Below are 11,030 nucleotides of genomic sequence, written 5' to 3'. Positions count from 1 at the left end.
TTCTTTCCAAAGAAACCGTCACTCAACTTGAAAAAGGTAAATGACGGTCAACTATTTTTAAACTTTGCTTAAACCGAACTCAGGTTAAGATATTTCACAGCCGTATTGTTTCCGCATTTACGCACACTGCGCAGCCAGAAATCATAATCACTGATAAAACCGTGATCGATTTGCGTGATATCAATATCAGAAACTTTATATTTCCAATTGATGAATTCCTGGGTATGCTTTAAAGATGTTTTATAGCGTTCCAATGTTCCTGGAGCAAAATCCTGACCGACCAAAGCTTCCACTTTGTCATTATGCTCTTGGAATATCGGAATAAGCATTCTTTGCTCAATATCAGTTCCAAGCAGTTTAGATTTTAAACTCTCTGCCGTTACAAAGTTTTCTTCTTTCAGCATCAGATAGTGGAAATCGTAAACTTTCTGTTCCAAAGTTTTAAGATAGAGATTCAGCGTTTTGGCTTCTTGCGAATTACCCAATGCCTTGTGTGCTTTAACATCCCATTTCTTCGGATCGATATACCTTTTGGCAGCAATGTCTGCTGCCTTGCCGTCTATCGTAATTCGTAAGTAGATGGGAGCGGTTCCGTTGGTTCTGATTTTATTCTTTTTGATAAAGAATAACAGGTTGAATGTTTTGTTCATTGTGTGATAACTTTAATGGTTTAATAATTTACTTTTTGTTACCACTTTTTGCAAGATGTACAATCGTTAGACTGCCTATTGGTCGGGCTTTCCTTGATTTTTCGTGACCCATTTTTGTGATTTTTTGAATGGGACACGAAATAGGACATATAAATCGTGACCTATTTTGGTTTTTTTTGATACTGCGCTAAAACAAAAAACGCTGTAAACATTGATGTTTACAGCGTTTTAGCTTATTTTGGTTTCTAACCTGGCGGAGAGTGAGGGATTCGAACCCCCGGACCTGTTACAGTCAACAGTTTTCAAGACTGCCGCAATCGACCACTCTGCCAACTCTCCTTAAACTTCGATTATATCGTTGTTTTTAGTGGTGCAAATATAAAATGTTTTTTTATTTTGACCAAGAAAATTTTGTAATATTTTTTCATGATTGTCTGCTTTTGATCATATTGAAAATTTTTTAATGCAAAGTCGGCAAAGATTCTTTGAATACTTAATTGCTTTTCACTCGTTTTCTAGTTCTGAGGTTCGCAAAGATTTTTACGATGATTCATTGCGGATATTCAATTACTTTTTTTACCAATTTTTATCAATCATAAAAATCATCTGTGTCATTACTACCGCTCCCAAAAGTAATTCTCTTTTGCTGACTTTATCAAAAGTGTCTTTCTCCGAATGATGATAATCAAAATATCTCTGAGTGTCTACAACAAGCTCTGCAAGAGGAATATTCAGCTTTTTCAGAGGGGCAATATCCTGAATGGCATCAGTTTGTTCAAAATCATATACTCCATATGGTAAAAAATAGTTTTTCCACTCAAAAATAAGCCTTCTCCTCTGTGGTGACATATCAAGAGAAAATCCACGAGGTGAATAACCTCCTGCATCTGTACCTAAAGCAAAAATATGTTTTTCTTCTTTCTTTTTTGCTTGAGCTTCGTACATATCTCGTCCCTGACCACCATTTTCGCTGTTGGCATATAATACGACTCTTAGAGTATGGTTATTATCATATCCCAAAGCTTTAAATGTACGCAAAACTTCAATGCATTGCGCTACTCCGGCTCCGTCATCATGAGCTCCTTCTGCAAAATCCCAGGAATCTAGCTGTGCACCAATAAGGATTATTTTGTTGTCTTTTTTACCCGGAATTTCACCGATAATATTATGATTAACCGTTTCACCTTTTGATTCTGCCATCATATTGATTTTAGCTTTTACCGTTTGGGTTTTCAAAAGTTTTTCCAGTTCATCAGCAGATCTTACTCCGATTGTTAAAGCCGGAATTCTCGCTTTATCATCTGGCTCATAATAAATCATTTTTGCATGCGGAATGTCATCTGAAGCGGTCGTTAATGAACGGATGATTAATGCTTTTGCTCCTTTTTTACCAATTACGGAGGCTGCTAATAATTTAGATTTTGCGGCAATCAGGTAAGAATCTGTGGTATTGATGATTGTAGGATCTATCATATAATTGACAAATACGATTTTATCCTTAACCTGTGTTGTGGTAAGATTCACTAATTCCTGTGCAGTATTTACTAAAAGAATATCTGCAATCATGTCTTTACCTTTTGTACCTTCGGAGTTACCGAAAGAAAGCATCCTGATATTTTTCCAGTCACCGGATGAGGTTTTTATTTGTAAAGATTCTTTTCCCCTTATCCAAATCGGAACCTTTACTTCCTGCTTCCATATATTTTCTGCTCCGGCTTCCTTTAGTTTTTTTTCTGCCCATTCGGTAGCTTTTGCATATCCCGGAGTTGCACTGAATCTTGCTCCAATCCCTTTAGTAAGCTCACCCAGATTATCATACGCCGTACCATGAAGAAAGATTTCATCCGAAATTTTTTTAAATTCTTCCTGATAATTGAATCTAGGGATCGGTTTTAGCTTTCGGGAAGGGTATCTTTTTTGTGAAAATAAAAATCCACTCAAAAAGAGTGGAAGTATGATGAGTAAGATTTTTTTCATTTTTACTGACCGCTTTCTTTTCGGAGCATAAAAATAAACAAAAAAATAGATAATTATTGCTTCATATCGTACATTAACAATGCCGTGATCAATTTTGGTTCTATAAAAGTACACTTCGGAGGCATTCTCAGCTTCAAATCTGAAATTTTAATCATATCATTAAAGCTTACCGGATATATACCAAATCCTGCCTTACCTTCGCCATTATCAATTTTTTCTTTTAAAAGATTGATTCCTTCAATGTTTGATGTACCTTTTACATAAGATATTTCGTCTGAACTGTCAGAATCTTCAATATTTAAAATATCATTAAAGATATATTTATCTAAAATATGATGATCCAGGTTATCTAAAGACATTTCCTGAGATCTCAGATCGTGTTTTACGTGTAATGAATAAAATTTACCTTCCATATACATAGAAATATGAAATTTCTGGGAAGGGTAGTAGGGTGTTTCACCTTTCTCATGAATAAGAAAATATTTTTCAATTTTTTTTAGAAAATCATCACCTGAAAGATCACCCAGACTTTTGACAATTCTATTATAGTCATGAATTTTTATAGACTGATTGGATACGATGAAACTGTATACAAAATTATAAGCTTCAGTACCGTTGTGACGTTTGTTCTTTTCTTTCAGACGTTTGGCGTAAAGTGCAGTAGATCCAATCCTGTGGTGACCGTCTGCAATGTAAAATGAATCAATCTGATCAATCACTTCCTTGAACTGCTGTAACTTCAGACGGTTATCAATTTTCCAGATTTTATGTCTGATTCCTACCGTGTCTGTATGATTAAAAATAGGAACATTTTTTTCCTCATGATTCATCAGCAATTCAATCTTTGAATTGGAAGGGTAGGTAAGAAGTACCGGCTCTGCCTGAAGATTTACCTTCTCAAGGTAGTGTGCGAGTTTTTCTTTTTTCTGGGGAATGGTACTTTCGTGCCTTTTTATTTTCCCTGCCCAGAAATCTTCAATGCTTGATAAACCTAAAAGTCCTCTGAATACCTGTTTGTTAGGATAAATCTGTTCGTAAAGATAATAGGCAGAATTGTCCTGAACAAGAATATTTTCTTCCAGTAATTCTTCAAAAGTGGAACGTATTTTCCTCAGATTCCGGTCTACATCTTTAGATTTGCTCACAACATAGGGTTTAATCATGTTGATATACGTTTTTTCTACTTGTGCTTTTTCTGCAATTTCGCTCTGTGAATAATTATCTAAAGGATGTGTGGGAAATGTAGCCTCATGATCTTTATGAGGTCTGATTCCACGGAAAGGTTTAAAAACAGGCATATATATTTTATAGTTTCTTTTTAATTTCGATTATTTGTTTGGCCAGCTCGGTACCTATTTTCTCTTGTGCGTCAACGGTATTTCCGCCAAGATGAGGGGTGAGAGAGAGGTTGGGATTCATTAATAATATCAATTCCGGAGCCGGTTCGTTTTCAAAAACATCTAAAGCCGCTCCCGCTACTTTACCGGATTCTATAAAATCAAGTAATGTAACTTCGTTTATTACCCCGCCTCTTGCTGTATTGACAATATAAACTCCGTCCTTCATTTTTTCGAACTGAGGAGTATCAATAATATACTCTGTGGTTTGCGGAGTGTTGATACTGATAAAATCTGTGTCTTTTAAAAACTCATCGGTATTGTTGATAGAAGTGATTTCAAAATTAACTTTTTGTCCGTCAAAAAACTCTAAGGTTAAAACTTCTGTTCTTGGCTTTCTGGTGAGAACTTTTACCTTCATTCCTAAAGAAATTCCCATTTTTGCCACTTCCTGACCGATGCTTCCGAATCCAATTACTCCTAAAGTTTTACCAGCCAGTTCATAAGCATTACTGAATGACTTTTTCATGGCATTGAAATGTGTTTCTCCCTCCAAAGGCATCAGTCTGTTTGATTCGTGTAAAAATCGTGCTAATGAAAAGAAATGAGCAAAAACCAATTCTGCAACAGATTTTGATGAAGCAGTAGGAGTGTTGATTACATACAGTCCTTTTTCAATGGCATATTCTACATCAATATTGTCCATTCCTATACCGCCTCTTCCGACAATTTTAAGATTCGGACAAGCGTCTATCAAGTCTTTTCTAACTTTGGTTGCGCTCCTTACCAAAAGCACATCTACGTTGTTTTCGTTGATGAAATTGATAACGTGATCCTGAGCAACTCTGTTTTCAAGTAACTCAATTCCCGCTTCCTTTAAAGCAATTTGTCCGGCTTTTGAAATTCCATCGTTAGCTAAAACTCTCATTTTTTATTTGAATTTTAATATATAAAAACTAAATATCTAAAAATACTTAATTGATCCGCAAATTAAGAATTTTTAAAATAATGTTAATTATCTATCAGATTTAAGATTGATAATACTATTTTATTGATCTCATCACATTTACAAGAACCTGTACACTTTCAATAGGCAGAGCATTGTAGATGCTTGCTCTGTAACCTCCCAGACTTCTGTGACCATTCAGTCCATTGATTGAGGCTGCTTTCCATGCTGCATCAAATTCTTCTTTCTTTGTCTCATCAAGCAGTTTGAATGATATATTCATCAAAGAACGGTCTTCTTTCACACAGAAAGTCTCAAACAAAGGATTAGAATCAATTTCGTCATAGAGTAATTTGGCTTTCGCTTCATTTCTAGCTTCTGCAGCAGCAATTCCACCATTGTTTTCAAGATGCTGTAAGGTTAGGAGAGATGCATATACCGGGAAAACGGGAGGTGTATTCAGCATAGATTCTTTACTGATATGCTGTGCGTAATCAAAATAAGAAGGAATGTTTTCTCTTCCTGTTTTTTCGAGAATCTCTTTTTTAATTACTACTAAAGTTACTCCTGCAGGTCCCATATTTTTCTGAGCTCCGGCATATATTAAATCAAACTTTGAAAAATCAAGCTGTCTTGAAAAAATATCAGAACTCATGTCACAAACCATCAATGTATCCGTTTCGGGAAAGGTTTTCATCTGAGTTCCATAAATTGTATTGTTGGAAGTGCAGTGAAAATAATCATATTCTGCACCTACTTTGTAATCTTTTGGTATAAATGAGTAATTTTCTTCCTTAGAAGAGCCCACAATATCCACATTTCCTACTTTCTTAGCCTCTTTTATGGCTCCTGCAGCCCATGTTCCGGTATCAAGATAAGCAGCCTTTCCGCCTACTTTCATCAGATTGTACGGAACCATTGCAAACTGAAGACTTGCTCCACCTCCCAGATACAAAACTTCGTATTCATCGCCAAGATTCATCAATCTTTTTACAATGGCACGAGCTTCATCCATTACCGCTACAAAATCTTTACTTCTGTGAGAAATTTCAAGAATAGATAAGCCAATTCCGTTAAAATCTAAAATAGCAGCTGCCGATTTTTCGAATACTTCCTGTGGTAAAATGCATGGTCCTGCACTGAAATTATGTTTTTTGCTCATTTTTTCTGTTTTTAAATTGCTTTTCTCAGATTAAGATCAGCATTTATTTATAATATAATTTGATTGAATTATCCTTAAAAATTAAAAAACCGTCTCATGCTGGATGAGACGGCAGTATTTATTCACCGTGTAAAAATGCTTTTTTATTCAGTAAGGCTTCTTCAGATTCTACGTGATCTTCGTCCGGAACGCAGCAATCTACAGGACAAACTGCAGCACACTGTGGCTCTTCGTGAAAGCCTTTGCACTCAGTACATTTATCTGTAACGATAAAATAAACATCATCACTTACAGGTTCCTGCGGTGAGTGGGCATCTACCGTAAGACCTGAAGGAAGAGTGACAATCCCTGAAAGTTCTGTACCGTCTGAAGCTTTCCAGTCTACTGCTCCTTCATAAATTGCATTATTGGGACATTCCGGTTCGCAGGCTCCGCAGTTAATGCATTCATCAGTTATTTTAATAGCCATCGCTAATTTTTTTTAAATTTGCACAAAATTACAAAATATTCCCCAATTTTGCAGTAATTATGAACAACGAAAAACGAGTTTTAGGACTCAGCAGACTAAGCAGGTATATCACAGACTTTTTAGCAAAAGAACCAAAGTTTTTTAACGAAAATGATGCTGAATTTGAGAGTATCTTAAAAAGATCTGAAATTGAAAACCCCTGGTTTACCATTGAAAATCAGAAGTATGCATTGAAACAGTGGGCAGAGTTGATGACGGTGGAAAATTTGAATTCGTGGCTTAGCGAATATTCTCTTTCCAAAACTTGCAAAAAAGTCGGGCTTATTTTAGCAGGAAATATTCCTCTGGTTGGATGGCATGATGTAATCTCGGTGATACTCAGCAACCATATTCCTCTGATAAAGCTTTCATCAAAAGATAAACTGATGATTCCTTTTTTATTAAAGAAATGGAACGAATTTTCTGAAGAACCCATCAGTTTTAAACTGGTGGAGAGACTTGAAAATTTTGATGCAGTGATAGCCACAGGAAGCAATAATACAGCAAGATATCTTGAATTTTATTTTAAAAATCATCTCAGTATTATCAGAAAAAACAGAACTTCTGTATCTGTTCTGAAAGGAGATGAAACGGAAACTGAACTAAAGCTTTTAGCTAAAGATATTTTTCAGTATTTCGGATTGGGATGCAGAAATGTAACAAGAGTTTTTATTCCCAAAGATTTTTTAATTGACAGACTGTTTGAAAGTTTTATTGAGTTTCAGGACGTGATTAATCATAATAAATATGCCAATAATTATGAGTACAACAGAGCGGTTTATCTTCTGAATCAGGATAAATTCTGGGATAATAACTTTGTAATGCTGAAGGAAGATGATAAATTATTCAGTCCGCTTTCTGTAATTAATTTCAGCAGATACGATTCTTTGGATGAAGTGAAAAGCTTTGTGGCTGAAAACGAAGAAAATATTCAGTGTGTGGTAGCAAAAGATGAACTGAGATTCAATTCAGTTTCTTTCGGAGAAGCGCAGAACCCGGGATTGGATACTTATGCAGATAATGTTGATACAATGAAATTTTTGGAGGTTATCTGATTTATTTTTATTAAATTGAGTCGGTTTTAAATAGATTAAAATGAAAACACTTTGCTGTATTATTTATTTGCTGACAGTATCTTTATTTTCTGCCCAAAATATAAAAATTCAAAAGGCAGATTTACCAAAAGATAGAGTAGAGGTGTACAATCAATCGTTTTTTGATTTAGTTAGTGCATTGAAAAAGTCAGATAAAAGTCAGGTAAGCCGCTTAATTTCGGATCAGCTTAAGACAGAAGACTCTGATCTTTTAATACACAATCTTTCGGGAGGAATCAGCTTTGAAAGAAAAATGAAAATACATCAAACCGGAAATATTGAAACTGATGGTGTCATGTATCCTGCTGTTCAGTACAAATATGAATCGGATCCATCGGTTTCCCCAAAAGATCTTATTACCGTTATTTTTCAAAACGATGGGAAAATTCTGAAGATAATACCATATTACAGCAGATAAAAAAAGATAAATATAATATATAAATAATATGATGAATGATTCTTTGGTAGCTTATTCTACAGATATTGAAAAAGCTGAATTTTACAAAAAAACTTACCTGCATGTTGCCTTGGCAATAGTTGCATTTATTGCGGTAGAAACTATATTGCTAAACGTAGTTCCTGCTGAGATGATTTATATGATGGTAGGGCAGAGATACAGCTGGCTTTTGGTTTTGGGAGTTTTCTGGCTGGCTTCTTTTTTGGCTACAAAATGGTCTATGGCACAAAGCAGATCTACACAATATTTCGGGTTGGGAGTTTATGTACTTCTTCAGGGAATTATTTTTCTGCCGATGATGTATATGGCAATGGCATATACAGGAGGTGGAGTGGTTATTTTTCAGTCAGCAACACTTACTGTAGCCATGTTTTCGGGGATCTCCTTTATTGCGTTCACTTCTAAAAAAGACTTTTCGTTTCTTAGAAATATCATCGCTATTGGAGGATTTATTGCTTTGGGATTGATCGTTGCCGGTATGATTTTCGGCTTCAATCTTGGGCTTTGGTTTTCTGTGGGAATGGTGATTCTTGCTTCTGCAACAATTTTATACCAAACAAGTAAACTGAAAGATGCTTATTCAACAGACCAGTACGTGGGTGCTTCTTTACAGCTTTTTGCTTCAATTATGCTTTTATTCTGGTATATTCTAAGAATTTTGATGAGCAGAAGAAGCTAGAATAATCAATAGTTTTACATAAAAAAAATCCTGATATAAGGTATAAATATCAGGATTTTTTTGAACTATTTTAATGCTTTTGTCACTATTTTGCAGTCCGCAGATTTCAAGTTTTGTCCGCTTTTGTAGTCAATTTTATTTTCATCGGCATAGCGCATGATTCCGTTGTCATCTTTTTGATTTCCAATGCCTTCAATCAGCATATTGTCTTTCTGTATAAAGAAAATATCTCTTTTGCTGTTCATTCCTTCGGAGGCAAATTCGTAGGTAACTTTCAGAGTATCACCAGATTTAAAGCCGGATAATTCACCTTTAGAACTGTCTTTTTCAAAGTTTTTGTAACTCATTTTACCAGATAAAGTTCCAAGATTATCATCTATGCTCACAAAAACGCTGTCTTTGCCTGTGACACCGATATAGCAATAAGTTTTGGCATTCAGAGTGTCCATTTCTTTTTCAGATTCAGCTTCCGTATTCATTGATAATGAATCATTTTTGGCTATAGAATTTACGGTATCATTTTTTTTATTGCATTGAATTAAAAAAACAGATAAAGCCATGATAGCTGTAATTTTTTTCATAAGGTAAATATTATGTTAAATGAAATTATATTGGCTAAAATAACAAATTACATGCAAAAACGACCATAATCTGATGAAACTTCTAATCGCTGAGAATCTCTTATCAATTTTTATTCTGAATATATTTACGTATTTCGCTTAAAAATTAATTGTTAAAATTATTCTTTAAAATGATCAATTAAACACATGGTATAAGAATATGAGAATTTTATTTAACATAATAATATCAGCATAAATTTTTAATATAAATGATAGACAATTATTTAACTTAATAAAAGTCCTATAATTTATATTATGTTAAATAGTGTGTTTTTCAGATTTATTATAGCGCATTTTATAGTGACATAATTTTTACCCGAATAAAATCTTTCTAAAAGCCTTTGCAGCAAGGTGAACCTGTATCGCCCAATCATCAGCAGCATCACTTCCGGCATCGTCCGAAATGTATTTCAGACATAAAAAAGGAATATTTTCTTCCAGACAAATTAATGCTAACGAGTAAGCTTCCATATCAACGATGTTGTATTCAGTATTGATGTGATTCATTTCAAAACTGTCGCCTGTTCCGCAAATTCCTTCAGGAAGATCATTTAATTTTAATCCGTTTTTTAAAATAACGGGAATTCCTGAAAGCGGTGTTTCAAATTTTTTGAATCCTAAAGCTTGTGCATCCATATCTCTCTGAATAAATTGAGTGCAGCATATAATTTCACCTTTTTCAAAACCAATTCCTCCAGCCGAACCTAAATTAATGACAAGTTTAGGTTTATTCTTCTGCAATTCTTTGGTGAGTTGAATGGCTGCATTTACTTTACCAATCCCTGTTAATAGTTTTTGGGTGTCATCAAACTCTTCGGCAGCTTCAGATTCTAAAGCAAATACAAAAAGGATATCTTGTAAATTGTAAGAATTATCGTTGATATGTATCATTTCATATTATGTTAAATTGAACATCCTTCATCCTCATTGCAAGATAATTTGTCTGTCTTTTTCTCAGATACATCACTTTCTTCATAAGTTTGTGTGAGAGCATTGACGAAAAATTCTGAAGGCTGGGCTCCCGAAATTCCGTATTTTCCATTAATAACAAAAAACGGAACACCAGAAATTCTGTTATTTTTTGCCTCTTCAATATCTTTTTGAAAATCATTTTCAAACGCATTGTTTTGTAAGCAGTTTTATATCTTCTCCTGGCTAATTCCGAGAGATTGACCAATTTCTGTCAATACTATAAAGTCGCCAATGTTTTTTCCTTCAATGAAATGAGCTTTAAAAAGTCTCTCTTCCATTTCATTACTTTTGTCGTATTTTTTTCCTAAATGGAGAAGCTGATGAGCTTTGTAAGTATTGGTAATCAATGCTGTTTCAAAATTAAAATTAATTCCGGATGATTTTCCCATCGAAGTGACTTGGGAGGTCATTTGCATAGCCTGCTCAGCAGAAGCTCCTTTTTTACTCTTGAAATATTCATTGGTAGTTATTGTTTCCGAAGGATCTAATGTGGGATCAAGCTGAAAACTTTTCCACTCTACTTCTATGTGATTTTTAAAAGACAATTCCAGCAAAGCTTTTTCAAAATTTTTCTTTCCTATGTAACAGAATGGACACATGATGTCTGACCAGATTTCTACTTTCATTT

Annotated in this window: 11 protein-coding genes, 1 tRNA gene and 1 pseudogene; 3 read left to right on the top strand and 10 right to left on the bottom strand. The window is 34.5% G+C overall.

The features are described from left to right. Positions 1–68: 68 nt before the first annotated feature. The 7 genes from FOL89_RS16105 to FOL89_RS16075 form a co-directional block, all read right to left on the bottom strand. On the bottom strand, positions 69–650 hold the full coding sequence (locus FOL89_RS16105) for a phage integrase SAM-like domain and Arm DNA-binding domain-containing protein (RefSeq protein ID WP_144283794.1): 582 nt from the start codon (positions 648–650) through the stop codon (positions 69–71). 251 nt (positions 651–901) lie between these two features. Beyond that, positions 902–989, bottom strand: a tRNA-Ser gene (locus FOL89_RS16100). Positions 990–1,226: 237 nt separating this feature from the next. Next, on the bottom strand, positions 1,227–2,627 hold the full coding sequence (locus tag FOL89_RS16095) for a M28 family peptidase (RefSeq protein ID WP_144283793.1): 1,401 nt from the start codon (positions 2,625–2,627) through the stop codon (positions 1,227–1,229). A 53-nt stretch (positions 2,628–2,680) separates the two neighbouring features. Next, complete coding sequence (locus FOL89_RS16090) at positions 2,681–3,925, bottom strand: DUF1015 domain-containing protein (protein ID WP_144283792.1); 1,245 nt, start codon at positions 3,923–3,925, stop codon at positions 2,681–2,683. Between the two features lie 7 nt (positions 3,926–3,932). Continuing rightward, positions 3,933–4,892 carry a D-2-hydroxyacid dehydrogenase gene (locus tag FOL89_RS16085; protein ID WP_144283791.1) on the bottom strand — a complete coding sequence of 320 codons (960 nt, stop codon included), beginning with the start codon at positions 4,890–4,892 and terminating at the stop codon, positions 3,933–3,935. Positions 4,893–5,007: 115 nt separating this feature from the next. Continuing rightward, the gene (gene serC, locus FOL89_RS16080; RefSeq protein WP_144283790.1) at positions 5,008–6,072 is read right to left on the bottom strand and encodes a 3-phosphoserine/phosphohydroxythreonine transaminase; all 1,065 of its coding nucleotides are present in this window, start codon (positions 6,070–6,072) and stop codon (positions 5,008–5,010) included. Between the two features lie 118 nt (positions 6,073–6,190). Continuing rightward, the gene (locus tag FOL89_RS16075) at positions 6,191–6,541 is read right to left on the bottom strand and encodes a 4Fe-4S binding protein (protein WP_144283789.1); all 351 of its coding nucleotides are present in this window, start codon (positions 6,539–6,541) and stop codon (positions 6,191–6,193) included. A 59-nt stretch (positions 6,542–6,600) separates the two neighbouring features. Between FOL89_RS16075 and FOL89_RS16070 the strand changes: the two genes are divergently transcribed. From FOL89_RS16070 to FOL89_RS16060, 3 genes are read left to right on the top strand one after another with little or no spacing between them, the layout of a single operon-like run. Continuing rightward, positions 6,601–7,635 (top strand): acyl-CoA reductase, encoded by a 1,035-nt coding sequence (locus FOL89_RS16070; RefSeq protein ID WP_144283788.1) that lies wholly within the window; start codon positions 6,601–6,603, stop codon positions 7,633–7,635. A 40-nt stretch (positions 7,636–7,675) separates the two neighbouring features. After that, the gene (locus tag FOL89_RS16065) at positions 7,676–8,092 is read left to right on the top strand and encodes a hypothetical protein (RefSeq protein ID WP_144283787.1); all 417 of its coding nucleotides are present in this window, start codon (positions 7,676–7,678) and stop codon (positions 8,090–8,092) included. Positions 8,093–8,120: 28 nt separating this feature from the next. After that, complete coding sequence (locus FOL89_RS16060) at positions 8,121–8,810, top strand: Bax inhibitor-1/YccA family protein (RefSeq protein WP_144283786.1); 690 nt, start codon at positions 8,121–8,123, stop codon at positions 8,808–8,810. 65 nt (positions 8,811–8,875) lie between these two features. On the opposite strand, the gene FOL89_RS16055 is transcribed toward FOL89_RS16060, so the two are convergent. From FOL89_RS16055 to FOL89_RS16045, 3 genes and pseudogenes are all read right to left on the bottom strand, one after another. Then, positions 8,876–9,391 carry a hypothetical protein gene (locus tag FOL89_RS16055; RefSeq protein WP_144283785.1) on the bottom strand — a complete coding sequence of 172 codons (516 nt, stop codon included), beginning with the start codon at positions 9,389–9,391 and terminating at the stop codon, positions 8,876–8,878. Between the two features lie 351 nt (positions 9,392–9,742). Next, positions 9,743–10,321, bottom strand: a complete 579-nt coding sequence (locus tag FOL89_RS16050) for a 5'-methylthioadenosine/S-adenosylhomocysteine nucleosidase family protein (protein ID WP_144283784.1) — start codon at positions 10,319–10,321, stop codon at positions 9,743–9,745. An 11-nt stretch (positions 10,322–10,332) separates the two neighbouring features. Further along, positions 10,333–11,028: pseudogene (locus FOL89_RS16045) on the bottom strand (DsbA family oxidoreductase). Between the last annotated feature and the right edge of the window lie 2 nt (positions 11,029–11,030).

It is taken from the genome of Chryseobacterium echinoideorum, from assembly GCF_007474535.1.
In the GTDB taxonomy this organism is placed as follows: domain Bacteria; phylum Bacteroidota; class Bacteroidia; order Flavobacteriales; family Weeksellaceae; genus Chryseobacterium; species Chryseobacterium echinoideorum.
The sequence above is the reverse complement of the archived record's forward strand: the minus strand, read 5'-3'. Positions and strand labels throughout refer to the sequence as shown.

Excerpts from the sequence above, each read along its gene's own strand:
- FOL89_RS16050 (WP_144283784.1), bottom strand. The coding sequence starts at position 10,321 with ATGATACATATCAACGATAATTCTTACAATTTACAAGATATCCTTTTT.
- FOL89_RS16070 (WP_144283788.1), top strand. The coding sequence starts at position 6,601 with ATGAACAACGAAAAACGAGTTTTAGGACTCAGCAGACTAAGCAGGTAT.
- FOL89_RS16085 (WP_144283791.1), bottom strand. The coding sequence starts at position 4,892 with ATGAGAGTTTTAGCTAACGATGGAATTTCAAAAGCCGGACAAATTGCT.
- FOL89_RS16060 (WP_144283786.1), top strand. The coding sequence starts at position 8,121 with ATGATGAATGATTCTTTGGTAGCTTATTCTACAGATATTGAAAAAGCT.
- FOL89_RS16055 (WP_144283785.1), bottom strand. The coding sequence starts at position 9,391 with ATGAAAAAAATTACAGCTATCATGGCTTTATCTGTTTTTTTAATTCAA.
- serC (WP_144283790.1), bottom strand. The coding sequence starts at position 6,072 with ATGAGCAAAAAACATAATTTCAGTGCAGGACCATGCATTTTACCACAG.
- FOL89_RS16075 (WP_144283789.1), bottom strand. The coding sequence starts at position 6,541 with ATGGCTATTAAAATAACTGATGAATGCATTAACTGCGGAGCCTGCGAA.
- FOL89_RS16090 (WP_144283792.1), bottom strand. The coding sequence starts at position 3,925 with ATGCCTGTTTTTAAACCTTTCCGTGGAATCAGACCTCATAAAGATCAT.
- FOL89_RS16095 (WP_144283793.1), bottom strand. The coding sequence starts at position 2,627 with ATGAAAAAAATCTTACTCATCATACTTCCACTCTTTTTGAGTGGATTT.
- FOL89_RS16065 (WP_144283787.1), top strand. The coding sequence starts at position 7,676 with ATGAAAACACTTTGCTGTATTATTTATTTGCTGACAGTATCTTTATTT.
- FOL89_RS16105 (WP_144283794.1), bottom strand. The coding sequence starts at position 650 with ATGAACAAAACATTCAACCTGTTATTCTTTATCAAAAAGAATAAAATC.